Raw genomic sequence first — 26,100 nt, 5'->3', positions numbered from 1 at the left:
GGGGGGCGCGGCGGGGCGCCCCGGGGGCGGGGGCCCGGGGGGGCCCCCGCCGCCCCCCCCGGGGGGGCGGCGCCCCCCCCCCCCCCCGGCGCCCCCCCCCCCCCCCCGGGGGGGGGGGCCGCGCCGTCGGGCGCGACCGGTGACACCGGACGCGTCCACCGACTCTTCCGCACCACCTCACGGGAGGAACCCCCCATGCTCACGCACTCGACCCGGCGCTGGCTCGCCGGGCTGGGCGTGGCCGGCGCGATCGTCGCCGCCGCTGCCACCCCCGCCTCGGCCGAGGAGTCGGCCGTCGACCTCGGCCTCTACTTCGCCGACACGACCCTGGCCGTCGGCTCCGAGGGCAAGATCGACTCGCCCATCCTGTACAGCTCCGAGCCGGTCGTCCTGCACGGCCTGAGCGTGCGCTACGACTACCGCGACCTCGCCGGCAAGGTGACGGTCAAGCCCGAGGGCACGCCGAGCGGGGACTGCGCCTCGCCGGAGGAGAACGTCCTGGTCTGCACCGACCCGTTCGAGGTCGGTCTGGACGACTGGGGCATCGGCGGCTACTTCAGCGTGGTGCTCGCACCGACCGGCGACGCCAAGGACGGCGACACCGGCGAGCTGAAGGTGACCGTCGGCGCGGAGGGCGCCACCTCGGCCACCCACACCGCCAAGGTGCGGGTCGGCGAAGGCGTGGACCTGGCCGGCCGCACCGAGGTGAAGCGGTCAGCGGCGCCGGGCGGCACCTTCACCACGCCGCTGACGGTCCGCAACGTGGGAACGACCACCGCCAAGGGTGCCGTGGTCATCTTCGACCACGACCGGGCCATCCGCCCGAGCGAGAAGTTCAACAACTGCACCTACGAGGGCGACGAGCTGCGTACCTGCCGCTTCGACAGCCTCACCGCGGCGCCGGGCGAGAACTGGACCTCGGCGGTGAACTACACCCTGGGCAAGGACACCTACGCCCCGGGCAAGGAGTACGGCTACCACAACTGGATGACCGTGGCCGAGTTCGAGGACTTTGCGGCGTACCTCGACAACCTGGGCATCTCGGTCGGCAAGCCGGGTAACGGGGGCAACCTCACCCTGACCAAGGCGGGCGCCCTCAGCGGTTTCCAGGCCGACACCAACCCGGACAACAACTGGTCCGGCATGGAGGTCTCGGTCACCGGCAAGAACGGCGTGGACCTGGCCGCCATCGGCGACTCGGTCACCGGCAAGGCCGGCGAGGTCGTGAACGCCACCGTCGGCGTTCGGAACAACGGCCCGGCGTCGCTGGACTTCAACCGTTCCGGCAGCCCGGTCACGAAGATCGACGTCACCGTGCCGACCGGCACCACCGCGGTCGAGGTGCCGGAGGTCTGCGTGCCGTTCGACGGCAAGCAGGAAGACTGGGAGAACGCCGGCAAGCCAGGCGAGAAGGCGTACCGGTGCTGGCCGGACCTCTACATCGCCGCGGGCGAGGAGCAGACCGTCGAGTTCGGCCTGCGGATCGACAAGGTCGTGCCGAACGCCACCGGCACCGTGACGATCAACGCCAAGTGCGAGTGCGAGGGCTTCACCGAGGACATCAAGCCGGCCAACGACACCGCGAAGCTGCTGGTGAACGCGACCGGCGGCAACGGTGGCGGTGACGGCGGCACGCTGCCGATCACCGGTGAGTCCACCGCGCTGGTCGCCGGCATCGGCGGCCTGCTGCTCGCCGCCGGCGTCGGCGGCTACGTGGTGGCCCGCCGCCGCCGGACCCGCTTCGTCGCCTGACCCACCCCGCACCACCCCGGCGCCCCGTCGACCCCAGGTCGGCGGGGCGTCGCCGTCCCCCCGCCAAGGCCGAACCGCCGGCCAACCTGTCCCCCACCCAGCACGTCCACCGAACAGCGCCGACACGATTCAGATCCCGCAACCAGAAGCAGCACGCCAGCCGCACCCCGCGCTGACGCACGCCGCTCAGCCCCGTCGGGTTTCCGGGGGAGCCCCGCCCGCGCAGGGATCAAGCCTGACCGCCCGGAGCGGGTGGGGTTCCCCCGGAAACCCCACGCACAAAAAGAGGGCGACGCAAGATCGAAACCCCTGAGACCATGAGCGGCGTGCTGCTCACCCTGACCACCACCCACCGGCCGGCGACCGACCTCGGGTACCTGCTGGTCAAGCACCCTGCCCGGGTCCAGTCGTTCGAACTGCCGGCGGGCACCGCGCACGTCTTCTACCCCGAAGCGAACGAGGACCGGTGCACCGCCGCCCTGCTGGTCGAGGTCGACCCGCAGCGGCTCGGCGTGGGGCGGCGTGGCGGCCGGAAGCAGGCCCGCACCCCGGAGAGCTTCACCCTCGGGCAGTACGTCAACGACCGGGCGTACGCCGCGTCCAGCCTGCTCGCCTCGGCCCTGTCCACGGTGTTCCGGTCGGCGCTGCGCGGCGAGTCCCGGGACCGCCCGGAACTGGCCGGCACCGCGATCCCGCTGGAGGTACGGGTGCCGGTGCTGCGCTGCCGTCGTGGCGCCGATGTCGCCGGGCGGCTCTTCGCCCCGCTGGGCTGGACGGTCACCGCCACCCCGATCCCCCTGGACGAGCAGCACCCCGACTGGGGTGACAGCCGGTACGTCGACCTCGTCCTGACCGGCACCCTCCGGGTCGCCGACGCCCTCAACCACCTGTACGTCCTGCTGCCCGTGCTCGACGACGCGAAGCACTACTGGGTGGCGCCGGACGAGATCGACAAGCTGCTCCGCGCCGGCGCGGGCTGGCTGGCCGACCACCCGGAGCGGGCCCTGATCACCCGTCGCTACCTGGCCCACCGCCGGGCGCTGGCCGGGCAGGCGCTGGCCCGGCTGACCGAGCTGCGCCTCGCCGACGAGCCCCTGCCCGACGACAGCATCGACGAGTCCCCGGCCGACCCGGGACCCGTGGCCGGCGTGGCCGGACCCGACGCCGGCACCCCACAGAGCGAGGCCGGCGCAGCGGGACACGAAGGCGGAGCGGCCCGGACGACGGACGCGGCCGGACCGGGGCGGGCGTCGCTGGCGGCACGGCGGCGCGACGCGGTGCTCGCCGCCCTGGCGGCCAGCGGCGCGAGCCGGGTGCTCGACCTCGGCTGCGGTGGTGGCGCGCTGCTCACCGCCCTGGTCGCCGACCGGCGATACACGGAGGTGGTCGGCACCGACGTCTCCAGCCACGCGCTGACGCTGGCCGCCCGCCGGCTGCGCCTGGACCGGCTGCCGGAGCGGCAGCGCGACCGGATCCGGCTCTGGCAGTCCGCCCTCACCTACCGGGACGACCGGCTGCGCGGCTACGACGCGGCGGTGCTGATGGAGGTGATCGAGCATCTCGACCCGCCCCGGCTACCGGCGCTGGAGGACGCGGTGCTGGGCCACGCCCGGCCGGGCACCGTGGTGGTGACCACGCCGAACGTCGAGTACAACGTCCGCTACGAGGGGCTACCGGCAGGGCGGTTCCGGCACGCCGACCACCGCTTCGAGTGGACCCGCGCCGAGTTCGCCGCCTGGGTCGGGCGGGTGGCCGCGACGTACGGCTACAGCGCCACGATCGGCGGCGTCGGGGAGGAGGACCCCGAGGTGGGCGCCCCCACCCAGCTGGCCGTCCTCACCACGACCGAAAACACCACGATCGAAGACACCACGACCGAGCGGAAGGAGGAGCGCCGATGACCACCCTCGACATCCCCGAGCTGGCCCTGGTGGCGCTGGTCGGCGTCTCGGGATCGGGCAAGTCGACCTTCGCCCGCCGGCACTTCCTGCCCAGCCAGGTGCTCTCCTCGGACATGTTCCGGGCGATGGTCGCCGACGACGAGAACGACCAGTCCGCCTCCGCCGACGCGTTCGAGGCGCTGCACCACATCGCCGCCACCCGGCTGCGTCGGGGCCGGTTGACGGTGGTCGACGCGACCAACCTCCAGTCGCACGCCCGGGCCGCGCTGGTCCGGGTGGCCCGGGAGCACGACGTGCTGCCGGTGGCGATCGTGCTGGACGTACCGGAGGCCCTGGCCTGGGAGCGGACCCAGGGGCGGGCCGACCGGACCTTCGGCCGGCAGGTGCTGACCCGGATGCAGCGGGACCTGCGCCGGACGTACGGGCTGCTGGCCCGGGAGGGCTTCCGCAAGGTGCACGTGCTGCGCGGCGTCGAGGAGATCGAGGCCGCGGAGATCCGGTACGAGAAGCTCTTCAACGACCGGCGGGAGCTCACCGGGCCGTTCGACATCGTCGGTGACGTGCACGGCTGCCGGGAGGAGCTGGAGGCGCTGCTGCTCCGGCTCGGCTGGTCGCTGCGCCGCGATGACGCGGGCCGCGCGGTGGACGCGGTGCACCCGGCTGGTCGTACCGCGGTCTTCGTGGGTGACCTGGTGGACCGCGGCCCGGACTCCCCCGGGGTGCTCCGCCTGGTGATGGGGATGGTGGCGGCCGGGCACGCGATCTGCGTGCCGGGCAACCACGAGCAGAAGCTGCTGCGCAAGCTGCGCGGCCGGGACGTGCGGCTCACCCACGGCCTGGCCGAGACGATGGCCCAGCTGGCGGCCGAGCCGGCGGAGTTCGTCGCGGAGGTCGTCGCCTTCGTCGACGGCCTGGTCAGCCACTTCGTGCTGGACGGCGGCCGGCTGGTGGTCGCGCACGCCGGCCTGAAGGAGGCCTACCAGGGCCGCGCGTCCGGCCGGGTCCGCGCGTTCGCGCTCTTCGGGGAGACCACCGGGGAGACCGACGAGTACGGCCTGCCGGTGCGCTACCCGTGGGCCCGCGACTACCGGGGCTCGGCCATGGTCGTGTACGGCCACACGCCGACCCCGGAGCCGGAGTGGGTGAACAACACCATCTGCCTCGACACCGGCTGCGTCTTCGGCGGCCGGCTCACCGCCCTGCGCTACCCGGAGAAGGAACTGGTCGCCGTCCCGGCGGTCAAGGAGTGGTACGCCCCGGTCCGCCCGCTGGTCAGCACCCCGGCCCGACCGGACACGGTGCTGGACCTGACGGACGTCACCGGCCGCCGGCACCTCGAGCACGCGTACGGGACGCTGACCGTGCCGGCGGAGAACGCCGCCGCCGCGCTGGAGGTGATGAGCCGGTTCGCGGTCGACCCGGGCCGGCTGGTCTGGTTGCCGCCGACCATGGCGCCCTGCTCGACCTCGACGGTCGAGGGCTTCCTGGAGCACCCGGCGCAGGCGTTCGAGGACTACCGGGCGGCGGGCGTGGACCGGGTGGTCTGCGAGGAGAAGCACATGGGCTCACGGGCGGTGGTGCTGGTGGAGCGGGAGCCCACCGGTGGGCCGTTCGGCGGCGGCGTGGTGCACACCCGCACCGGCCGGCCGTTCTTCGGCGTGCCGCTCGACGAGCAGTTGCTCGCCCGGGTACGCGTGGCGGTGACCGCCGCCGGCCTCTGGGCCGAGCTGGGCACCGACGCGCTGCTGCTCGACTGCGAGCTGCTGCCCTGGTCGGCGAAGGCGAGCGGGCTGATCCGCGAGCAGTACGCCAGCGTCGGCGCGGCCGGCCGGGCGGCGCTGCCGGCGGTGCTCGCCACGCTGGACGCCGCCGCGACCCGGGGGCTGCCGGTGGACGGGCTGCGGGAGCGGATGGCGGCCCGCCACGCCGAGGTCGACGGCTATTCGACGGCCTACCGGGCGTACGTGGCGCCGACCGACGGATTGCGCGGGGTGACCCTGGCGCCGTTCGCGGTGCTGGCGGGTGCGGGCGTCAGCTTCGCCGACCGGGACCACGGCTGGCACCTCGACCTGGCCGACCGGCTCTGCGCGGCCGACCCGGAGTTCTTCACCCCGACTCGGCGGCAGGTGGTCGACCTCGCCGACGCCGCTGCGGTGGCAGCGGCCACCGACTGGTGGCTGGAGCTGACGTCGGCCGGGGGCGAGGGCATGGTGGTCAAGCCGTACGCCGGGCTGGCCGCCCGGTCGGCGCGCGGCTCGCTGCTCCAGCCGGGGATCAAGTGCCGGGGCCGGGAGTACCTGCGGATCATCTACGGCCCGGGTTACACCGCCCCCGATCAGCTCGCCGCGCTGCGCCGCCGTTCGCTGGGCCGCAAGCGGGGCCTGGCCCTGCGCGAGCACGCCCTCGGCCTCGCCGCCCTCGACGCGTTCGCCGACAACGCCCCCCTCTGGCGCCGCCACGAACTCGTCTTCGCCATCCTGGCCTGCGAATCCGAACCCGTCGACCCCCGCCTCTGACCCGCCCCCATCCCCGAGACCCGCGCACTTTCGGAGAAAGCGTGGCCATTTCGCGCGCCATGGCCACGCTTTCCGGGAAAGTGCCGGCGAGGGAGGGGGCGGGAGGGGTGGGGCGGAGTGGGGTGAGGGGCAGGTAGCCTGTGTGGCCGTGGACACAGGTGAGAAGAGCCGGGTAGTCATCGAGACGGTCGCGTTGAATCCGCTCGACCCCAAGGAGCTGTTGCAGACCTTCGGGCTGATCGGCGTCTGGGTCATCCTCTTCGCCGAGACCGGTTTGCTGGTCGGCTTCTTCTTCCCGGGTGACTCGCTGCTGTTCCTGGCGGGCGTCGCGGCGTCACCGGTGGCGGACGCGATCTTCGGCGACGGCACCCGGCTCTCCCTGATCGGGCTGCTGATCGGCGGGCCGATCTGCGCGATCGTCGGCGCCCAGCTCGGGCACTGGCTCGGCTCCCGGTACGGCCGGCGGATGTTCGACCGACCCAACTCCCGCCTCTTCAAGAAGGAGTACGTGGAGAAGGCGGAGCACTACTTCCAGAAGTTCGGCCCGGCGAAGGCCGTGGTGCTGGCCCGGTTCATCCCGATCGTGCGGACGTTCCTCAACCCGGTGGCGGGCACGCTCGGCATGCCGGCCCGGCAGTTCTTCCTCTGGAACGTGGTCGGCGCCATCCTCTGGGTGGACGGCATCCTGCTGATCGGCTACCTGCTCGCCGAGCAGATCTACAGCGCGATCGGCGACAAGATCGACCGGTACATCCTGCCGGTGGTCGCGCTGATCATCCTGATCTCGGTGCTGCCGATCTTCTTCGAGTTCCTGCGGGACCGGAAGGCCCGCAAGCGCGGCGAGGCCGTCGCGGTGGTGGCAGCGGCCAGCGCGGCCGGTGCAGCCGACGCGGTCCGCGACACCATCGAGCACCACCTGCACCACGACCAGCCGCCGCAGCAGCACCCGTACCGGCAGCAGCCACCGCAGGGCGAGCGGCGTTACCCGGACCACGGCCAGGGCCGCTGACCCTCGCCCACGACGAACGGCCGGCCCCGGAAGGGACCGGCCGTTCGTGCCACCGTCAGAATCCGGTGGACGGATCAGCGAGCTGGCTGGTGACAGGCAGGAGTCACCACCCGATGACGCCACCCCTGGTACGTCACCGGACGTCGCCCCGGTCGGGGACGACGCGCGGACACCGGGTCAGCGGGCCTTCTTGGTGGCCCGCTTGCGCGGCGGGGTCAGCAGATCCGCGATCGTGGCGATCGCGGCCGGCACCAGCCGGTAGTAGGCCCACACACCGCGCTTCTCCCGCTCCAGCAAGCCGGCCTCGGTGAGGATACGCAGGTGGTGGCTGACCGTCGGCTGCGAGAGGCCGAGCGGCGCCGTCAGGTCACAGACGCACGCCTCGCCCTCGGGGGCCGACTGGATCAGGCTGAGCAGCCGGAGCCGGGCGGGGTCGGCAAGGGCCTTGAGGACCCCCGCCAGCCGCTCGGCATCGGCACGTTCGATCGGCTCGCCGGCAAGCGGCGAGATCTGAGGCATGGTCATTTCAGCCAACGCAGTTCCCACGTATTCCATCCTTCCACCAGCAGCATCGATCCGCCTGCATATCAGCAGATCCGAATCGGCAAATTTTTACGCCACAAGGCCGAGGTCAGCCAACGTATAGGCCGCCCGATACGGCAGTCCGGCGGCACGTACGGCGTCCCCGGCTCCTCGATCAACAATAACCGCCACACCAACGACCTCCGCCCCGGCCTCGCGCAGCGCCTCGACGGCGGTCAACACGCTGCCGCCCGTCGTCGAGGTGTCCTCCACGGCAAGTACCCGCCGACCGGCCACTTCAGGCCCCTCGATCCGCCGTTGCAGACCGTGCGCCTTTCCCGCCTTGCGAACCACGAACGCGTCCAACGGTCGATCGGTCTCCGCCGCGGCGTGCAGCATCGACACCGCGATCGGATCCGCGCCGAGGGTCAACCCGCCGACAGCCTCATAGTCCCAGTCCGCGGTCAGCTCGCGCATCACCCGACCGACCAGCGGTGCAGCCTGGTGATGCAGCGTGACGCGACGCAGATCGACGTACCAGTCCGCTTCGCGGCCCGAGGAGAGCACCACCCGGCCGTGGACCACAGCCAGGTCGGAAATGAATTTACGCAGGTCGTCGCGGTGCCCCATGGCGATAGAGGGTACTGCGCGAGTCTGTACGCCGGATGTGGGGTCCACCCGGGTCAGCCTCGTGGGCGACCGATGGGTGGCGATGGACGGCTACGCTGTGCGACCAGGCTGGAATCCCGTACCCTGCCGGCACCATCGGGACGGCAGCGGCCGGGGCATCGCCGGGTCAGCCGTCGGTCGGCTCGACCCGCCCCCGGCGGTCCCGGTAGGCCATCCGCAGCAGCCGCCGCGGCGCGTGCCGCAGGCCGGCCACGGCGAGCTTGTACTTCCAGTCCGGAATGCTGATCTGCTTGCCTTTACCCAGGTCACGCAGGGCACCGTCGACCACGTCGTCGGCCCGCAGCCACATCCAACGGGGCGTGCCGGACATGTCGATGCCGTTGCGCTCGTGGTAGCCGGTGGCGGTGTAACCGGGGCAGAGCGCCATCACCCGTACGCCGAGCGGGCGCACCGACAGGTCGACGGATTCGCTGAAGCTCGTCACCCACGCCTTGCTCGCCGGATACGTCGAACCGGGCATCACCGGGCCGAAACCGGCGACGGAAGAGACATTTATCACTATCCCGTTTCGTCGATCCGTCATCGGACCGAGGGCGGCCAGGGTGAGCCGCATGACGGCGTGCACGTTGAGCCGCAGCAACCGCGTCTCGTCGGCGACGGTGGACCGCAGGAACGGCTGGTTGAGGCTGAGCCCGGCGTTGTTGACGAGCAGCCCGACGGGGGCGGTGGCGTCGGTCAGCCGCCGTTCCACCGCCGCGCATCCGTCGTCGGTGGACAGATCGGCGGAGAGCGTCTCCACCCGGTGACCGTGCCGGGTGGTCAGGTCGGCGGCCACCTCGGCGAGCCGGGTGGCGTCCCGGGCCACCAGCACCAGCTGCCACCCGTCGGCGGCGAGCCGGCGGGCGAACGCCTCACCGATGCCGGCGGTGGCGCCGGTGACCAGCGCCCGTCGCTCGGTGGCCGGGGTCTCGGACGTCACGGGCGCTCCTCAGCGGGACGGCGGCGGAGCCTGCGGGGGTGGGTACGGGCCGTACGGGAGCGGCGCCGGTGGCGGCGGCGTCGGCCGGGCGCGGCCGAACCAGCCGTTCGCCGCGGGCAGCGCCAGCAGCACGGCCACCACAAGGTAGCCGAGCACCTGGCCCACCGAAAGGGCCGCGTTCAGCGGGAGCCACCAGGACGGGTAGGCGTCGCCGAGCAGGCCCAGCAGCTCGGCGGTGCTCTGCTCGTCGGTCCGCAGCGGGCCGGCCCGCTGACCGACCAGCGCGGCCAGGCCGCAGCAGCCGCAGAGCAGCCCCAGCCCGGCGACCACCCAGGTGGCCACCCGGGCGCCCCGGCCGCCGGCGAGCAACCCGGCGGCGAGACCGACCAGCAGCAGGCCGACCAGGACGGTGAGCACCGCCGAGAGGATCGTGGTGACCCGCAGCAGGGTGACCACGCCGTCGACGTCGTCGGGGCCCGCGGTCGTACCGGCGGCGGCCGACCGGAGCCGGTCCACCGTGCCGCCGAGGGCGAGCAGCGCCGCGACGGCGTACGCCCCGGCGGCGAGGGCCATCAGCCCGAGCACCGCCGCGGCCAGCGTGACGGCGGCGGGCCGACGCGCCGGGGCCTGATCCGGGTACGACACGACGATTCCCTCCGGTAGGCGTCGGCTTGCAACCTACTCGGAGGGAATCGTCTGCGTCGCTCCTACTCGCCCGTCAGCTGCCGGTCGGGCGGGTCGGGTCGGACGGCGGGACGTCCCCGCCCGGCCGGTCCTGTCCCTGCGCCGGTCCACCCTGTTCCGGCTGGCCGGCCGGCGGCGCGGCGGGCGCGTCCGACGAGGGCGAGGACGGGGCCGACGGCGGCTGCCACGGCGAGGCGGCCGGCGGCTGGTCCGGCGCGGCCGGGTAGTCGGGGGCCGGCGGGTAACCGGGCTGGCCGGGGGCCGAGGGCTGGCCCGGCTGCGCGGGCGGGTAGCCCGCCTGCGGGTAGCCCGGGGTGGCCGGGTAGCCGGGGGTCGCCGGGTAGCTCGGCTGGCCGGGGTAGGCGGCGCCGGGGACCGGCGGCTCCCAGACCTGCTGCGGCTTGCGGAAGAACTCGTTCGCCTTGGGGAGCGCGAGCAGGATCAGCGCGGTCAGCAGGGCGAGCAGGCCGATCACCGCGAGCAGCGTGGTGACCGGGCCGTACCAGGACGGCAGGGCCTCCTGCAGCCGGCGCTGCACCTCCTCCGCGCTCGGGACGTCACCGTCGCTCGGCCCGCCACCGCCGGCGGTGAGGCCACCGGCGGCGTTGCTGGCCGTGCCGAGGCCGCAGCAGCAGAACATCAGGCCGCCGAGCACCCAGGTGGTGATCCGGGTGCCGTTCACGCCCCGGTTGTTGAACAGGCCGAGCACGGCGAGCACGATGGCCAGCAGCAGCCCCACGATGGCGCCGCCCAGGCTGAACGCGACGGCGAAGTCCGCCACCCCCTGCACCCCGTTGGCGGAGGTGCCGCGGTAGGCCTCGTCCATCACCTCGCGAATGGTGCCGATGGTGGTGAGCGCGATGATCAGGTTGATCACCTGGATGAGCGCGAACAGAATCAGCAGATAGCTGGAAATCGTCACCACGGCCGGCCGGACGCGGGCCGGTGTGTGCTGGGAATCGACCACGATTCTCCTTCCCCTAGATCGCGCCCACACCGTATCCACTCCGGCCCAGCCGCGCGCGCACCAAATAGCCGGCGGCCGGCGACGGGGTCAGTAGCCGCGCCACTCCGCGCGGGCGTACTCCAGCACCCTGGGCTGGAGCAACGTGGACGCGGGAACGTCCAGGCGGGCCCGGTCGGCGGGGAAGGCGGCCGCCGCCCGCAGCACCGACGGGTCCAGGAAACGCAGCGGCGGCGCGTCCGCCGGCAACTCCAGCGCGGGCGGGGCCACCCCGGCGGTGGCGAGCAGGAAACCCCAGTCGCCGAAGGAGGGCACATCCACGTGGTACGGCACGGTGGCGAAGCCGGCCTCGCGTACCGACGCCTCGATCGACCAGTACGACCGGGGCGCGAAGTACGGCGACCCGGACTGCACCACCAGCCGGCCGCCCTCGGCGAGCGCCGACCGGATCAGCGCGTAGAACTCGACGGTGTAGAGCTTCGCGGTGGCGGTCTCGTCCGGGTCGGGCAGGTCGGCCACCACCACGTCGAACCGTTCCGTGACGGTACGCAGCCAGCCGAACGCGTCGGTGTTGACCACCCGGACCCGGGGGTCGGTGAACGCGTCGCTGTTGAGCCGGCGCAGCTGCGGCTCGGCGCGAGCCAGCGCCACCACCGCCGGATCGAGGTCGACCACGGTCACCCGGCGGACGTCCGGGTAGCGCAGGATCTCCCGGACGGCGAGCCCGTCGCCGGCCCCGAGCACCAGCACCTCGCCGCGCGGGCCGCGCATGGCGGGATGCACCAGTGCCTCGTGGTAGCGGTACTCGTCGACCGAGCTGAACTGCAGGTCGCCGTTGAGGTAGAGGCGCAGGTCGGCGTCGGCGTGCCCGACCTCCCGCACCGACCGGGTGAGCACGATCTCCTGGTAGCGGCTGCGCTCGGCGTGCACCACCGGATCCCGGTAGAGCTGCTGCCGGGCGGTCAGCTCGAAGTCGGCGGCGGTGATCCAGGCGTACCCCAGGCAGAGGGCGACCACGACGGAGCCGGCGGCGAGCGCGACCCGCGCCCGGCGGCTCAGCTCTGCCCGGAACACCGTGCAGACCAGCGCGAGGCCGGCCACCGCGTTCACGGCGCCGACCACCAGCGCGCCCTTGAGCTGGCCGAAGACCGGTATCAACAGGAACGGGAAGGCCAGCCCGCCGAGCAGCGCCCCGACGTAGTCGGCGGCGAACAGGTCGGCCACGGCGCTGCCGGCGGACTGCTCGCGGATGCGTTGCAGCATGACCATCAGCAGCGGGATCTCCGCGCCGATCAGCAGGCCGAGCACGAACGCGGTGCCGACCAGCGCCGGGCCGTAGAGGTCCAGCCAGGCGAACGCGGCGTAGAGGCCGAGCACCGAGAGGCCGCCGAGCAGCGCCAGGGTCAGCTCGACCACGGCGAACGCGGCGGCGGCCCGGGACTGCAACGGCTTCGCGGCGAGCGCGCCGACGCCCATCGCGAAGACCATCACGCCGAGCACGATCGAGGCCTGCCCGACCGCGTCGCCGATCAGGTAGCTGCCGAGCGCGACCAGGGCCAGCTCGTAGACCAGGCCGCAGGCCGCGCAGACGAAGACCGCGAGCAGGACCGCCGCCCGGGCCGCCCGCCAGCGCGCTGGGGCGGCCGGCGCGTCGGTGGTCACGCCCGCTCCTGGGTACGCGTCGCCGCCGTCTCCGCCCCGGGGCGCTTCGCGGGCCCGCCTCCCCGGCGCTGCCGGCGGCGCTGCACGACTCCGACGGTGACCAGCAGGCCGGTGACCAGCAGCAGGCCACCGGCGGCGAGCAGGTAGCCCCAGCGGTCCCGCCACAGGTCGCTGCCGGGGTCGGGCAGCGGCGACGGTTCCGTCGTGGCCGCGGCCGGCGTGGCGGCCGGCTCGACCGCCCCCGCCTCGACGGCGAGCAGCGGCAGCATCACGGCGGCCCGGGTGACGGCCCAGCCCGGATCGTCGATGAAGACCTTCTCGGTGACCCCGAGCCGCCCCAGGCCGTTCGCGATGCGCAGCAGTTCCGCCGCGGAGAAGTCGCTGGATCCGTTGACGTCGACGTAGGCGTTGTCGTCGCTCTCGCTGCTCTCCGACGGGTAGTAGATCCGGACGCTCACCTGCAGCCAGCGCGGGCAGGCCGGGTTGTCCTCGACCGCCACGCCGTCGCCGAGGTTGGAGCCGACGCTGACCGGGTCGCCGTAGCCGAAGTAGTCCTTCAGCTCCCAGCCGTAGCAGACGCCCTGGCTGGCCGTGGACCGCTGGAGGAGCGGCACGGTGTCGCCGCGCTCCTGGGCGGTCGGCGGCGGCACGGTGTCGGACCCGTCGTCGCCGTTGACGATCGCCCCGACGGTGCAGGCGGCGACAGTGCCCAGCAGGCCCACCCAGATCAGGGCCTGCTTCCACACCGGAATCTCGGCGCTCTTCGCTGGGCTCTTCGCGCCGGTGGTCGCCGGGCGCCCGGCGGCGCCTGGCCGCTTCGCGGCGGTCATCAGCTGATCGCGGCGGCGATGATCGCGCCGGTGGCGAGGTGGACGACGGCGGAGACCCAGACCGCGGGGTGCGGCTCCGGGTCGACCAGGATCTCGCCGAGCCGGCCCGGGGTCGCCGCGTCGAGCAGGAGGAACGCCGCGGCCATGATGACCAGGCCCAGGATCCCGTACGCGGCGGCGCCGACCAGGCCGAGGACGAAGTCGTCGGCGCTGGCGGCGATCGCGGCGACCACGATGACGCCCACGCCGGCGAGGTTCGAGGCGAGCAGCAGCGCGGCGTTGCGGTTGCGCTCGGTCCAGATCAGCTCGTGGAGCTTGCCGGGAGTGGCCACGTCGACCAGGACGTAGCCGACGGCCATCAGGACGACGCCGACCACGCCGTAGGCGAGCGTGACCAGCAGATCGGTGACCAGGGTCTGCACAGGGGACTCCAGGGGTGTCGTTCGGGTCGGGCTACTTGCCGCTGCCGGGGCCGCCGCCCCGGACGGTGCTGCCCCGGCCCCAGCCCCAGTGGTTGCCCACCGTGGAGTGGTAGCGCGGGTAGGCGGTGCGAAGGCTTTCGAGGAGGATCACCGAGCCGGTGGCGATCGGCAGGATCACCACCGAGTCGTCGTCGTAGCGCAGGTAGACGCCGCTGCCGTCGACGTACTGGTCGGCCGGCTGCCAGGCGTTCGTCACGTCCTGCGCCACCTGGCTCGGGGTTTTGTTCGAGGTGTACGCGATCGCCTCGCCGCCGACGTCCCGGCTGGTCGCCCGGGTGTACCGGTCCTCGACGTAACCGCGGGGCGAGAAGTTGCCGTAGAAGATCGCGAAGGCGGCGACCAGTGCGCCGATGACCGCGAAGGCCACTCCCACCACGAACCAGCGCCGGTACGTCATCGCAGTGCCACCACCGTCTCGGTCAGGACCAGCTCGTTGGTCTGGGGATACGCGTGCCAGGTGCGCCAGCCGACCGACCCGTCCGGCCGATCGGGCCGTACAGCCAGCGCGGTGACCGCGTCCGGGTCGCCGGGGAAGACCCCGACCAGCGCGTACGGGTCGTCGGTCAGTTCGGCGCGGAGCGCGGCGACGCGGGCGCGCAGTTCACCGGCGGGCGGCCGGAGCACCGTGGCGGTGAACCGGTAGCCGTTCGGTTCGTCGTGCAGCGTGCCGGGCAGGTGCGGTGGCCGACCCGGCAGGCAGGCCACCGTCTCGGTGAGCCCACCGCTCGGGGTGGGCAGGACGACCTGGTGCGAGGCGCCGAGCAGGCGCAGCCGCAGCCGGACGCCGCCGGGCAGGTCGACCTCGCGGACGGCCAGGGCCGGCAGCTCGGGGTCGCCGAGAGCCAGGCCGAGGTCGGCGGCGCTGGTGTCGACGTACGGGGTGTCGATGCTGACCAGCACGCTCAAGCCACCTTGTCCGGGCCGGCCTGCGGGTAGACCATCACCTCGGAGCGGTGCAGCGGCTCGCCCACCGCCACCTCCCAGCCGGCCTCCCCGTACGCCTCGAAGGCGAGCCGGGCCCCGCCCTGCGCCCGGTAGTCGTGGTAGCGGACGGTGCCGGTCGGGTCGAGGCCGGTGGTGCCGGTGGCCGAGTACCGGGCCTGCCCGGACTCCTCCCAGGAGTAGCGGCGGCCGGCGAAGTCGAGGGTGGGCGCACCCGGCGTGACGGTGGCGCCCGGTTCGGCGGTCCAGAGCACCAGTTCCACGTCCGGGTCCTCCTCGACGGAGAGCCAGCGCTTGGCTCCACCGGCGTCGTCCAGCAGGTGCTCGGCCCAGCTCCAGGCGCCCTCGACCAGGTGCACCGAGCCACGGATCGCGTACGACACCTGCCGGATCTCGACGATGTCGCCGGGCTTGAGCTTGCGCGGGTCACCCCGGAGCGCGTCCGCGTCGGTGTCCCGGAACGGGTCGCCCGGTGCCGCCGGCCGCGTCCTCTTTCGCTGCCGGGCGAGGGCGACCACAGCGATCACCACCCCGGCGACCCCGACCAGACACCCCACCGCCGCCACCAGGTACGCCACCGAACCGTCCACCCCGACCGCCTCCCCACCGTCGGCGGAGACGGTAACAACCCCGCGCACCTGGGGAAACACGTCCATCTTGAGTGAGCGGCCAGTCACTCAGCGTCCGGCGTGGCGGAGGGTGGACCCGCCGCCCAGGTCAGCTCCCCGGCTTCGGTCCGGCGTCCGGCGCGTCCGATGCCGGCGGTGCCTCCGGTGCGGGCTGCGGCGGGGTGGCGGGAGCGGGCTGGGCGGGTGCGGCCGGCATGGGCGCGGCCGGCGTCAGCTGCGGCGGCAGGCCGTGCGCACGCGGGTCGGGGCAGAGCATGTAACCGGGCGGCAGCAGGAAGGCGGGCGGGTTGAGCGGGTTGAGCGGTGCCGGGCGGGCCTGCTCGGCGGCGCGCGGCACGAACCAGCGGTGCACCGACGGCAGCGCCAGCAGCACCACCGCGGTGAGGGTGAGGCCGACGACCAGCAGCGTCCCCAGGCTGCCGGCGCCGAAGAGGACGTCGCCGGTCGGATCGGACCCGTCGCCGTAGAGCTCCCGCATGAACCCCGACTCCTCCGGCATGAACTCGGCCGGCATGTCGGAGTCCCAGTCCTCCTCGGGGCCGCCGAGGGCGAAGAGGAAGGGGATGAACAGGACCGACAATCCGCCCTGCGCGCAGGTGGCCAGCAGTTGCAGGCCGCCGACCACGAAGACCAGGATCCGGGCGACGTTGCTGCCCCGACGGACGCCGCGCGCGGTGGCGAGGAGCCCGGCGGCGAGCAGCAGCGCGGGCACCCCGAGCACGCAGGACATGACGATGTTGCCGAACCGTTCGCCGGAGACCTCGTCCGGATCGGCGTCGGGCACCAGCCGCGCCGCGCGGTCGATCTCGCCGTTCCACTCGATCGCCTGCCAGATCACCAGGCCGAGCAGGGCGAGCAGCACGACGGCGGCGGCGATCTGCATCCAGGAGGCGACGGTGACGGCGGTGGGGCGGGGTGGGCGGGCCGGCGCGCCGGCGTCCTGAGTCATGCGGGGAAGCTACGGGGCACCGACCGGGCGCCGCAGCCCCGTTCGGCCGGACTCCGGCCTACCGTCCGGCCAGCCTTTCGGTGGCGTACCCGGGCAGGCTGGCGTTGCCCATCACGCAGCCGGTGAAGGTGGTGAACTCGCCCTTGTCGTCGCGCAGCGACGCCCAGGCGTCCCGGGCCGCCGCCGGGTCGACCCGCTCCAGCAGGGTCGCCGCGTACGCCTTCCCGGCGGGCGACCCGTGCCGGAGCAGCCAGTCGACCTTGTCCCGCGCCTCGTCCAGGTGCGCGTGGAGGGCCTCCTCGACCCGCCGGTACGCCTCCGTCACCGGCAGCAGCGTGCCCGCGATGCCCACCCCGCCGAACGCGAGCGTGTCCGCCCCGGCGAGCTCCTTGACGGCGGCGTCCAGCTCCCGGTCCCTGCTCTTCCCGATCCCGAACATGCCCCCATCCTTTCCCCGTCCCGCCAACCCCCACCCTCTTGATCAAGAGGTTTGCGTCAGCAGGAGCGGTGCCGCCGACGCAAACCTCTTGATCACCGGGGGCGTGCGGGGCTGGTCGGGTGCGGGGACGGGCCCGCCGGGAGGCGGGCCCGTCGTCCTGGGTGCGGGTGGGTCAGGCCGGGGTGACCGTCAGGGCGTCCTTGGTGTCGGCGAGGTCGACCCGGACGGTGTCGCCGTCGCGGATCTGCCCGGCCAGCAGGGCCTTGGCGAGCTGGTCGCCGATGGCGGTCTGGACCAGGCGGCGCAGCGGGCGCGCGCCGTAGATCGGGTCATAGCCGTGCTCGGCGAGCCACCCACGGGCGGCGTCGGTGATGTCCAGTGCCAACCGACGGTCGGCGAGACGCTTTCGCATCCGGTTGAGCTGGATGTCGACGATGGAGCGCAGGTCGTCACCGCGCAGCGCGGCGAAGACCACGATGTCGTCGAGGCGGTTGAGGAACTCCGGCTTGAAGTGCGACCGGACCACGGCGAGGACCCCCTCGCGGCGCTGCTCCTCGGCCAGCGTCAGGTCGCTGATCACCGACGACCCGAGGTTGGAGGTGAGGATCAGGATCGCGTTGCGGAAGTCCACCGTGCGGCCCTGGCCGTCGGTGAGCCGGCCGTCGTCGAGCACCTGGAGCAGGATGTCGAAGACGTCCGGGTGGGCCTTCTCCACCTCGTCGAGCAGGATCACCGAGTACGGCCGGCGGCGCACCGCCTCGGTGAGCTGGCCACCCTCCTCGTAGCCGATGTACCCGGGCGGGGCGCCGACCAGGCGGGCGACGGAGTGCTTCTCGCCGTACTCGCTCATGTCGATGCGGACCATGGCCCGCTCGTCGTCGAAGAGGAACTCGGCGAGCGCCTTGGCCAGCTCGGTCTTGCCGACACCGGTCGGGCCGAGGAAGAGGAAGCTGCCGGTCGGGCGGTCCGGGTCGGCGACGCCGGCCCGGGCCCGGCGGACGGCGTCGGAGACCGCGCCCACCGCCTCGGCCTGGCCGACCACCCGGGAGGCCAGCGACTCCTCCATCCGGAGCAGCTTGGCGGTCTCCCCCTCCAGCAGCCGGCCGGCGGGGATGCCGGTCCAGGCGGCGACCACCGCGGCGATGTCGTCCGCGCCGACCTCCTCCTTGAGCATGGCGCCGTCGGCCTGGAGCCGGGCCAGCTCCTCCTCGGCCTGCTTCAGCTCGGTCTTGAGCGCCGGGATACGGCCGTAGCGCAGCTCGGCGGCGCGTTCCAGCTCACCGTCGCGTTCGGCCCGCTCGGCCTCGCCGCCGAGCCGCTCCAGCTCCTCCTTGGCGGTGGAGAGCTTGGTGATGTGGCTCTTCTCCGTCTGCCAGCGCTCCGACAGCGCGGTGAGCTGCTCGCGCTTGTCGGCCAGCTCCTTGCGCAGCCGCTCCAGCCGCTCGGCGGAGGCGGCGTCGGGCTCCTTGGCCAGGGCCATCTCCTCGATCTCCAGCCGGCGTACGGCCCGCTCGATCTCGTCGACCTCCACCGGGCGGGAGTCGATCTCCATGCGGAGCCGGGAGGCCGACTCGTCGACCAGGTCGATCGCCTTGTCCGGCAGGAACCGGTCGGTGATGTAGCGGTCGGAGAGGGCGGCGGCGGCGACCAGCGCGGCGTCGGTGATCCGTACGCCGTGGTGCACCTCGTAGCGCTCCTTGAGGCCGCGCAGGATGCCGATGGTGTCCTCGATGGTCGGCTCGCCGACCAGCACCGGCTGGAAGCGGCGCTCCAGCGCCGGGTCCTTCTCGATGTGCTCGCGGTACTCGTCCAGCGTGGTCGCGCCGACCATCCGCAGCTCGCCACGGGCGAGCATCGGCTTGAGCATGTTGCCGGCGTCCATCGAGCCCTCGCCCTTGCCTGCGCCGACGACGGTGTGCAGCTCGTCGAGGAAGGTGATGACCTGGCCGTTCGAGTTCTTGATCTCCTCGAGGACGGACTTCAGCCGCTCCTCGAACTGGCCCCGGTACTGCGCGCCGGCGACCATCGCGCCGAGGTCGAGCGAGACCAGCTTCTTGTCGCGCAGTGACTCCGGCACGTCGCCGGCGACGATCCGCTGGGCCAGCCCCTCGACGATCGCCGTCTTGCCGACGCCCGGCTCGCCGATGAGCACCGGGTTGTTCTTGGTCCGGCGGGACAGCACCTGGATCACCCGGCGGATCTCCGAGTCCCGGCCGATGACCGGGTCGATCTTGCCGTCCCGGGCGCTGGCGGTCAGGTCGACGCCGTACTTGGCGAGGGCCTGGTATGTCTGCTCGGGGTCGGCGGTGGTGACCCGACGGTCGCCGCCCCGGACGGTCGGGAAGGCGGCCACCAGGTTCTCCTCGGTGGCCCCGACGCCCTTCAGCGCGCCGGAGACCGCGCCACCCACCCGGGCCAGGCCGGCGAGCAGGTGCTCGGTGGAGGTGTACTCGTCGCCGAGCGGCCGGGCGATCTGCTCGGCGGCGCCGATGGCGTTGACGAACTCGCGGGCCAGGGTGGGCTCGGCGATGCTGGAGCCCCGGGCGGCGGGCAGCGCGTCGACCGAGCGCTGGGCGACCCGGCGCAGCTCGGCGGGGTCGGCCCCGACGGCGCGCAGCAGGCCGGCGGCGGTCGAGCCGTCGGTGTCCAGCAGGGCCAGCAGCAGGTGCCAGGGCTCCACGGTGGCGTGACCGCGCTGGTTCGCCAGCGCGACGGCACCGGTGATGGTCTCGCGGCTCTTGGTGGTGAGGCGTTCCGTGTTCATGGGCTCCCCTGGATCGGCGTGTCCACCAGTAAGGACGAAACCAGAGTTGAGCCTATTCCGCTCAACTCCAGGTGTGTGACCCGGGTCACTCGGATCGCCGCCACCGCCAGTCGAACTCCCCGGCGGCGGGCGGCGGCCCCGGCAGCGGGGGATCGGTGACGGCGAGGCCGGCCAGCAGCAGCGCGAGCTGCCGCCGGCGCAGCTGCCGGGTCCGCTCCGGATCGGGTACGCGGATCGCCGCGCACCCCTCCAGCAGCAGCCCGACGTCCTGCACCACCACGTCGGGCCGGAGCCGCCCGGCACCCCGCGCCCGCTCCACCAGCGCCGCGGTGAGCTCGTTGGCCCGCGCCGCGTCCCGACCCATCTCGGGCGTCGGGGTGAAGGTACCGGCCAGGTGCACGGTCAGCGAGTGCACGTCGGCATCGACGACGCGCTCCAGGAAGCCGGCGAAGGCGGACCAGTCGTCCGGGTCGCCGGCCGCCTCCTCGGCCGCCTCGATGAACCGCCGCAGGCCGTCATGGCAGAGCTTGCGCAACAGGTCCTCCTTGCCGGCGTACCGCCGGTAGAGGGCGCTGATCCCCACGCCGGCGCGCTCGGCGACCGCGGCGATCGGGGCCTTCGGGTCGGCGAGGAAGACCGCGCGGGCAGCCGCCAGGATCACCGCGTCGTTGCGCGCCGCCTGTGCGCGCCGCCCGGCGAGCGGCGGGGTGTCGGTCGGGTTCGGCATGGCCCGAGGATACCAGTGGAACGGATCATTCCGCTCTGCTATGGTCTAGCGGAACGAAACATTCCGTTCTGAGGAGCAGCGCATGTCCGACACCGCCATCCGCCCGTTCCGCGTCGACATCCCGCAGACCGCCCTCGACGACCTCGCCGGCCGGCTCCGCCGGGCCGTCTGGCCAGGGGAGCTCCCGGGCGTCGGCGACGCCTACGGCACGACCACCGACCGGGTCCGCGAGCTGGTGACGTACTGGCTGGAGAAGTTCGACTGGCGGGCCGTGGAGGCGCGGCTGAACGCCCACCCGCAGTTCGTCACCGAGATCGACGGCGAGGACATCCACTTCCTGCACGTCCGGTCGTCCCGCACCGACGCCACCCCGCTCGTGCTCACCCACGGCTGGCCCGGCTCGGTGGTGGAGTACCTGGACGTGATCGGCCCGCTCACCGAGCCCACCGACCCCACGGCGCCGGCGTTCCACCTGGTCATCCCGTCGCTGCCGGGCTTCGGCTTCTCCGGGCCGACCCGCAGCGCCGGCTGGAACCGGTACCGCACCGCGCGGGCCTGGGCGGAGCTGATGGCCCGGCTCGGTTACGACCGCTACGGCGCGGTCGGCAACGACGCCGGCTCGATGATTTCGCCGGAGATCGGCCGCATCGACCCCGAGCACGTGCTCGGCGTCCACGTCACCCAACTCTTCTCGTTCCCGTCCGGGGACCCGAGCGATTTCCAGGGGCTCTCCGAGGCCGACCAGGCGGCGCTCGCCCACCTGACCTGGTTCTTCGAGAACAAGTTCTCCTTCAACCAGGTGCAGAGCCAGCAGCCGCAGACCCTGGCGTTCGCGCTGGCCGATTCGCCGGTCGGCCTGCTCGCCTGGAACGGTCAGCTCTTCGACCGGAGCCTGGACCCCGACTTCGTGCTCGCCAACGTGGCGATCTACTGGTTCACCGGCACGGCGGCCTCGTCGATGCGGTTCTACTGGGAGGACGCGCACACCACCGAGCACCCGAGCGGGCCGACGACGAGCCCGACCGGGCTGGCGATGTTCCCCGGCGACTTCCAGTCGATCCGCCGCTTCGCCGAGCGGGACCACGGGAACATCGTGCGCTGGACGGCGTACCAGGCCGACGTGGCGGGGCGCGGCGACGTGGGCGGCCACTACGCCGCACACGAGGCGACCGACGTGCTGGTCGCCGACCTCCGGGAGTTCTTCGCCGCGCTCCGCTGAGCCGGCGGCAGGTGCGCCCGGTCGGGGATCCCCGGCCGGGCCGCGTCGTCCGCTCGCCGGGCCGACCGGTGCGGAACGCTCGCCCGTCAGTCGCCCTCGACGGTCACCCGCACCCACCGCCGGTCCGTGCCCACGCCGGTGCCCAGCACCACGTCCGCCGGCCCGCGGGCGAAGACGGTGCCGTCGTCGAGGGTGGTCAGGTAGTGCTCCGGGCCGACCGGCCAGGCGACCGGGGTGTACCGGCCGTCGATCACCGCGCCGGCGCCGTACGGGCCGGTCACCGCGACCCGCCCGGCGCCGATCGGGGCGACCGACCCGATCCGGGAGGGGTAGGACTGCGCCGGGACGGACTCCCACCGCCCCTGCCACCGCCAGAGCGCCGGGAAGTCCATCCGGTCCGGGCGCTCACCCACCAGCCAGACCTGACTGTCCGGGGCGACCTTCGCCCGCAGGACGGCAACCGTGCCGGCGGGCGCCGGCACCGGGGTCCGCTGCCAGCTCCGACCCCGGTCCGTGGAGACCGCCGTGTACGGGCCCTCGTCGCCCACCCCCGCCGCCACCAGCAGGTTGGCGGAGGACGCGACGGTGTTCAACCCCGGCACGGGCGGCTGGGCGGCCAGCGGGCGCAGCCCAGCACCGTCCCACTCGCCCACCCGGCCGGTCGCCTCGATCACCTGGAACCGCCCCTGCGCGGCCCGCCAGGCCGGCGGCTCCCCGTCGGTCCGCACGAAGCTCGCACCGCCGTCGGTCGAGGTGTACCAGCCGTGCGGCTCGGCCAGCAGCGTCACCAGTCCCGGCGCGGTGTAGAGCTGCTGGTTGTCGGCCACCGGACGCGGGTGGCGCACCGTCAGCCAGGAGCGGCCACCGTCCAGGGTGGAGAAGAGCAGCGCCGGGCAGTTCCGGTCCGGCGGGCCACCGTCGCAGCTGGCGAAGAGCGCCCAGCCGTGCGCGGCGTCGGAGAACTCCACGAACGGGTCGTCGTACCGCTCGGCGACGGCCACCCGGCCGGCGCGTACCTCGTCGAAGCCGGCGGACGGCGGCGGTGCCGGCACGGGCGCGGCCGTCGGCGACGGCGCGACGGACCGGGACGGCGGATCGCGGCGGATGTCCCCGATCGCCGAGCACGCCACCAGCGCCGGGACGGCCAGCAGGGCGACCACCGGGCGGAGCACTCGATCGATCATGGGCGCCTCCTCCGCAGGGTAGCCTTGCCCGGGTGCGAGTACGTGTCGAACAGACTGCCCTACCAGGAATCGGTGTGCGTCACGACCTGGTCACGGAATCCGGTCGCCGGCTGGGGGTGGTCTCCCACCGCAACGGCCGCCGTGACCTCGTCCTGTACGACCCGGACGATCCGGACGCCTGCCAGGCGGACATCCCACTCACCGACGACGAGGCGGAGGCGCTCGCCGACATCCTCGGCGCGTCGCTGATGCTCGGCCAGCTCTCCGGCCTACGCGAGCAGGCGGCCGGGCTGCTCACCGAGCAGATCGCCATTCCGGCGGGCTCGAAGTACGTCAACAAGCGGCTGGGCGACACCAAGGCACGCACCCGCACCAGCGCCTCGATCGTGGCGGTGCTCCGCCAGGGCGAGGTGAACGTCTCGCCCGATCCCACCTTCCGCTTCGCGGCCGGTGACGTGGTGGTCGTGGTCGGTACCCGCCAGGGTCTCGACGGAGTGACCGCCATCCTCGCCGACAGTGACCCGGACGGCTGAGGCGGATGCACGAAACCACCACACTGCTCGTCGAGGTCGGCGCGCTGCTGCTGCTCCTCGGACTCCTGGGCCGGCTCAGCCGGCGGTTCGGGGTCTCCCCGATCCCCCTCTACCTCCTCGCCGGCCTGGGCTTCGGCCACGGCGGCCTGCTGCCGCTCAACGCCAGCGAGGAGTTCTTCGCCGTCGGCGCGGAGATCGGCGTCATCCTGCTGCTGGTCATGCTCGGCCTGGAGTACAGCGCCAACGAGCTGGTCGGGAACCTGCGCTCCGCCGCGCCGGCCGGGCTGATCGACGCGCTGCTCAACGCGCTGCCCGGCTTCGCGTTCGCGCTGCTGCTCGGCTGGGGCTGGGTGGCCGCCGTGGTGCTCGGCGGCATCACCTGGATCTCGTCCTCCGGCGTGATCGCCAAGGTCCTCGGCGACCTGGGCCGGGTCGGTAACCGGGAGACCCCGGTGATCCTCTCCGTGCTGGTCATCGAGGACCTGGCCATGGCGCTCTACCTGCCGCTGGTCACCGCGCTGCTGGCCGGCGTCGGGCTGGTCAAGGGCGGCATCGCCCTCGGCATCGCGGTGCTCACCGTGGTCGTCGTCCTGGTGGTGGCCATCCGGTACGGCCACCTCATCTCCTCGGCGCTGTCCGCCAAGGACCCGGAGGCGCTGCTGCTCGGCGTACTCGGGCTGACCCTGCTGGTCGCCGGCGTGGCGGCCAAGCTCCAGGTGTCGGCGGCGGTGGGCGCGTTCCTGGTCGGCATCGCGCTCTCCGGGCCGGTGGCGCACCACGCGACCCAGCTGCTCTCCCCGCTGCGGGACCTCTTCGCGGCGGTCTTCTTCGTCTTCTTCGGCCTGGTCACCGACCCCCGGGACATGCCGCCGGTGCTGCTGCCGGCGCTCGCCCTGGCCGTGGTGACCATGGGGACGAAGCTGCTCACCGGCTACCTGGCGGCCCGCCGGGCGGGCATCGCCGAGCCCGGTCGCTGGCGGGCCGGCTTCGCGCTGATGCCGCGCGGTGAGTTCTCCATCGTCATCGCCGGGCTGGCCGTCGCCGCCGGCACCGTCGAGCCCCGGCTGGCGGCGCTCGCCACGGCGTACGTGCTGATCACGGTGGTGACCGGGCCGATGCTGGCGCGGCTGCCCGACCTGAGCTGGTTCAAGGTCTGGCTGCGGCGGCGGGCCGCGATTCGCCGGCCCGAACCGGTGCCGACCACCGACTGAGCGTGCCCCGGCCGGGTCGGCCGTACGGCTGACCCGGCCGGTCCGGCCGTTGTCGAATTGCTCCCGACAAGCTCTTCCGCCAGCCCACCGGCGACGGTTACCGTTCTGCCCCAACGAGCCAGGGGTCCGCGGGTGGCCGGGTGCGCCCCGCGGGCGTAAGCGGAAGGTTGCCGGTGAGCGTGCAGGATCCGACGTTCCACGGCTTCGCCAACCCCGTCGACCCGTCGCCGACGGAGTTGCGGGCGTGGGCCTATCACCCAGACTCGGTGCCGCTGGCCTCGATGCCGCCCGACTGGGACCTGCTGGTCGCCGGCGACCACCTGGTGCTCACCCTCTTCGACCTGGCGATGGACCCGGCCTGTCCGGCCCGCCGGTTCGCCCTGCACTGCCTCTACATCTACGCGGCGGACGGCATCCGGACGAACTTCCGCGCACACCCGAAGCGCCGCTTCCGCAAGCTGGTCGAGCAGGCCGAGCGGGAGGGCGACGAGCTGATGCGCAACTGGGCGCACAACAGCCGGGTGCTGCTGGCCCGGCAGGACCTCTTCGTCTACCACGACTGGTGCGAGGGCGGCCTGGTCCGGGAGAACCGCCGGATCGGCTGACACCCGCGGCCGGCGCGACGCCGGCGGTCCGTGACAACTCTTCCTCGACCAGGCGAACGGGCCGGGACCCCCCGTGGGTCCCGGCCCGCACGTCGGCGGATCGTCAGCGTTCCGATCCACCCTGCTTCCGGCGTCTGGCTTCGACGCGCCCCTGGTCGATGCCGTGGTCGACCTGGTCGCTGAACCGGCCGTTCTTGATCTCGTCGTTGAAGCGACCCTTGGTCACCCGGTCGAACCCCTGCCGGACGTTCTCGGCCACCTTGTCGAGCCGGCCCTCCGTCTGCTGGGCAACCTTCTTTGCCGATTCCGCCATGGCTCCCCCTGCCATCGGAGTCCGGATTGAGTTGGTTGGACCTGGTTCTGAGGCTAACCCAACCGGTCCGAGCCACGCCGGAGAAACGCGAACTGGCAGCGGTGAAACGCCCCGGCGCCGATCAGCGGGCCCGCGTCCGGGTCGCGCGAGGGACCCGGACCGGGGCGGGGACGGCCGCGCCCGGCCATCAGCCGGGCGGGGCCGGAGGTTCAGCGGTCCGGTGTACGGCGGGGACGCCAGACGACCAGCGCCGTCGACGTGCGGTTGGTGGGCACCAGGTCGCCGCGCGGGAAACCGCCCAGCGACTCCAGCTCGGCGATCCGCCGGTACGCGGCGTCCAGCTCGGCCTCCAGCCGGGCCACCCGCTGCTGCGCCTGCTCCAGCAGCCGCTCCAAGCCGATGATCCGCTTCACGCCGGCCAGGTTGATGCCGTCGTCCTGGCTGAGCCGCTGCACCTCGCGCAGCAGCACCACGTCACGGACGCTGTAGCGACGCCCACCGCCGGCCGCCCGGCCGGCCTGCACCAGGCCCAGCCGGTCGTACTGGCGCAGGGTCTGGGGGTGCATCCCCGCCATCCGCGCCGCGACCGAGATCATCAGCACCTTGGCCTCGTAGGCAGGGTCACCCGAACCGACGAAATCGCCCGACATCCCG

The 26,100-nt window shown here is 73.3% G+C and carries 26 protein-coding genes; 8 read left to right on the top strand and 18 right to left on the bottom strand.

Annotated elements, in window-relative coordinates:
- The first annotated feature begins 195 nt into the window (after positions 1-195).
- The 4 genes from M2302_RS28185 to M2302_RS28170 all read left to right on the top strand — a co-directional run bounded on the left by M2302_RS28185 (position 196) and on the right by M2302_RS28170 (position 7,178).
- Positions 196-1,752 (top strand): LPXTG cell wall anchor domain-containing protein, encoded by a 1,557-nt coding sequence (locus M2302_RS28185; RefSeq protein ID WP_280840843.1) that lies wholly within the window; start codon positions 196-198, stop codon positions 1,750-1,752.
- Between the two features lie 326 nt (positions 1,753-2,078).
- A complete protein-coding gene (locus M2302_RS28180; RefSeq protein ID WP_280840846.1) occupies positions 2,079-3,653 on the top strand; it encodes a 3' terminal RNA ribose 2'-O-methyltransferase Hen1 in 1,575 nt (524 codons plus the stop codon).
- On the top strand, positions 3,650-6,169 hold the full coding sequence (locus M2302_RS28175; RefSeq protein WP_280840842.1) for a polynucleotide kinase-phosphatase: 2,520 nt from the start codon (positions 3,650-3,652) through the stop codon (positions 6,167-6,169). Before M2302_RS28180 ends, M2302_RS28175 begins: the two co-directional genes overlap by 4 nt.
- 142 nt (positions 6,170-6,311) lie before the next feature.
- Positions 6,312-7,178, top strand: coding sequence for a DedA family protein (locus M2302_RS28170; RefSeq protein ID WP_280840841.1), 867 nt, complete (start codon positions 6,312-6,314; stop codon positions 7,176-7,178).
- 177 nt (positions 7,179-7,355) lie between these two features.
- Here the strand turns inward: M2302_RS28170 and M2302_RS28165 are convergent, their stop codons facing one another.
- From M2302_RS28165 to M2302_RS28095, 15 genes are all read right to left on the bottom strand, one after another.
- The gene (locus M2302_RS28165) at positions 7,356-7,733 is read right to left on the bottom strand and encodes a metalloregulator ArsR/SmtB family transcription factor (RefSeq protein WP_210777125.1); all 378 of its coding nucleotides are present in this window, start codon (positions 7,731-7,733) and stop codon (positions 7,356-7,358) included.
- 57 nt (positions 7,734-7,790) lie between these two features.
- Complete coding sequence (gene pyrE / locus M2302_RS28160; protein WP_154940739.1) at positions 7,791-8,330, bottom strand: orotate phosphoribosyltransferase; 540 nt, start codon at positions 8,328-8,330, stop codon at positions 7,791-7,793.
- Positions 8,331-8,496: 166 nt separating this feature from the next.
- The gene (locus M2302_RS28155; RefSeq protein ID WP_280840840.1) at positions 8,497-9,309 is read right to left on the bottom strand and encodes an SDR family oxidoreductase; all 813 of its coding nucleotides are present in this window, start codon (positions 9,307-9,309) and stop codon (positions 8,497-8,499) included.
- 9 nt (positions 9,310-9,318) lie between these two features.
- Positions 9,319-9,954 carry a hypothetical protein gene (locus M2302_RS28150; protein WP_280840839.1) on the bottom strand — a complete coding sequence of 212 codons (636 nt, stop codon included), beginning with the start codon at positions 9,952-9,954 and terminating at the stop codon, positions 9,319-9,321.
- 73 nt (positions 9,955-10,027) lie between these two features.
- Complete coding sequence (locus M2302_RS28145) at positions 10,028-10,960, bottom strand: hypothetical protein (protein WP_280840838.1); 933 nt, start codon at positions 10,958-10,960, stop codon at positions 10,028-10,030.
- 87 nt (positions 10,961-11,047) lie between these two features.
- Positions 11,048-12,619, bottom strand: a complete 1,572-nt coding sequence (locus M2302_RS28140; RefSeq protein ID WP_280840837.1) for a polyamine aminopropyltransferase — start codon at positions 12,617-12,619, stop codon at positions 11,048-11,050.
- Complete coding sequence (locus M2302_RS28135; RefSeq protein ID WP_280840836.1) at positions 12,616-13,449, bottom strand: hypothetical protein; 834 nt, start codon at positions 13,447-13,449, stop codon at positions 12,616-12,618. Before M2302_RS28135 ends, M2302_RS28140 begins: the two co-directional genes overlap by 4 nt.
- Positions 13,449-13,871: a DUF350 domain-containing protein gene (locus M2302_RS28130; RefSeq protein ID WP_210777130.1), complete on the bottom strand. Its 423-nt coding sequence runs from the start codon at positions 13,869-13,871 to the stop codon at positions 13,449-13,451. The genes M2302_RS28135 and M2302_RS28130 overlap by 1 nt, the downstream gene beginning before the upstream one ends.
- 31 nt (positions 13,872-13,902) lie before the next feature.
- Positions 13,903-14,328, bottom strand: a complete 426-nt coding sequence (locus M2302_RS28125; protein WP_210777131.1) for a DUF4247 domain-containing protein — start codon at positions 14,326-14,328, stop codon at positions 13,903-13,905.
- Entirely contained in the window at positions 14,325-14,831 is a 507-nt protein-coding gene (locus M2302_RS28120) for a DUF2617 family protein (protein WP_280840835.1), read from the bottom strand. Before M2302_RS28120 ends, M2302_RS28125 begins: the two co-directional genes overlap by 4 nt.
- A gap of 2 nt (positions 14,832-14,833) precedes the next feature.
- The gene (locus M2302_RS28115) at positions 14,834-15,463 is read right to left on the bottom strand and encodes a DUF4178 domain-containing protein (RefSeq protein ID WP_280840845.1); all 630 of its coding nucleotides are present in this window, start codon (positions 15,461-15,463) and stop codon (positions 14,834-14,836) included.
- Between the two features lie 127 nt (positions 15,464-15,590).
- Positions 15,591-16,451: a hypothetical protein gene (locus M2302_RS28110; RefSeq protein ID WP_280840834.1), complete on the bottom strand. Its 861-nt coding sequence runs from the start codon at positions 16,449-16,451 to the stop codon at positions 15,591-15,593.
- A 58-nt stretch (positions 16,452-16,509) separates the two neighbouring features.
- Positions 16,510-16,890: a hypothetical protein gene (locus tag M2302_RS28105; protein WP_280840833.1), complete on the bottom strand. Its 381-nt coding sequence runs from the start codon at positions 16,888-16,890 to the stop codon at positions 16,510-16,512.
- A gap of 172 nt (positions 16,891-17,062) precedes the next feature.
- Positions 17,063-19,654, bottom strand: a complete 2,592-nt coding sequence (clpB, locus tag M2302_RS28100; RefSeq protein WP_280840832.1) for an ATP-dependent chaperone ClpB — start codon at positions 19,652-19,654, stop codon at positions 17,063-17,065.
- An 85-nt stretch (positions 19,655-19,739) separates the two neighbouring features.
- Positions 19,740-20,381, bottom strand: a complete 642-nt coding sequence (locus M2302_RS28095) for a helix-turn-helix domain-containing protein (RefSeq protein ID WP_280840831.1) — start codon at positions 20,379-20,381, stop codon at positions 19,740-19,742.
- A gap of 82 nt (positions 20,382-20,463) precedes the next feature.
- Between M2302_RS28095 and M2302_RS28090 the strand changes: the two genes are divergently transcribed.
- Positions 20,464-21,600, top strand: a complete 1,137-nt coding sequence (locus M2302_RS28090) for an epoxide hydrolase (RefSeq protein ID WP_280840830.1) — start codon at positions 20,464-20,466, stop codon at positions 21,598-21,600.
- A gap of 86 nt (positions 21,601-21,686) precedes the next feature.
- Here M2302_RS28090 and M2302_RS28085 read toward each other — a convergent pair whose 3' ends face one another.
- Positions 21,687-22,784, bottom strand: a complete 1,098-nt coding sequence (locus M2302_RS28085) for a hypothetical protein (RefSeq protein WP_280840829.1) — start codon at positions 22,782-22,784, stop codon at positions 21,687-21,689.
- A gap of 32 nt (positions 22,785-22,816) precedes the next feature.
- Between M2302_RS28085 and M2302_RS28080 the strand changes: the two genes are divergently transcribed.
- The 3 genes from M2302_RS28080 (at position 22,817) to M2302_RS28070 (ending at position 25,133) form a co-directional block, all read left to right on the top strand.
- The gene (locus tag M2302_RS28080) at positions 22,817-23,317 is read left to right on the top strand and encodes a cation:proton antiporter regulatory subunit (RefSeq protein ID WP_238448977.1); all 501 of its coding nucleotides are present in this window, start codon (positions 22,817-22,819) and stop codon (positions 23,315-23,317) included.
- Positions 23,318-23,322: 5 nt separating this feature from the next.
- The gene (locus M2302_RS28075; RefSeq protein WP_280840828.1) at positions 23,323-24,528 is read left to right on the top strand and encodes a cation:proton antiporter; all 1,206 of its coding nucleotides are present in this window, start codon (positions 23,323-23,325) and stop codon (positions 24,526-24,528) included.
- A gap of 173 nt (positions 24,529-24,701) precedes the next feature.
- On the top strand, positions 24,702-25,133 hold the full coding sequence (locus M2302_RS28070) for a hypothetical protein (protein ID WP_210777139.1): 432 nt from the start codon (positions 24,702-24,704) through the stop codon (positions 25,131-25,133).
- A gap of 103 nt (positions 25,134-25,236) precedes the next feature.
- Here M2302_RS28070 and M2302_RS28065 read toward each other — a convergent pair whose 3' ends face one another.
- Both M2302_RS28065 and M2302_RS28060 read right to left on the bottom strand, forming a co-directional pair.
- The gene (locus M2302_RS28065) at positions 25,237-25,446 is read right to left on the bottom strand and encodes a hypothetical protein (RefSeq protein WP_280840827.1); all 210 of its coding nucleotides are present in this window, start codon (positions 25,444-25,446) and stop codon (positions 25,237-25,239) included.
- Between the two features lie 209 nt (positions 25,447-25,655).
- Positions 25,656-26,096 carry a MerR family transcriptional regulator gene (locus tag M2302_RS28060; protein ID WP_088959533.1) on the bottom strand — a complete coding sequence of 147 codons (441 nt, stop codon included), beginning with the start codon at positions 26,094-26,096 and terminating at the stop codon, positions 25,656-25,658.
- Positions 26,097-26,100 lie beyond the last annotated feature (4 nt).

This window comes from Micromonospora sp. A200 (genome assembly GCF_029893845.1).
Taxonomy (GTDB): Bacteria; Actinomycetota; Actinomycetes; order Mycobacteriales; family Micromonosporaceae; genus Micromonospora; species Micromonospora purpureochromogenes.
The sequence above is the reverse complement of the archived record's forward strand: the minus strand, read 5'-3'. Positions and strand labels throughout refer to the sequence as shown.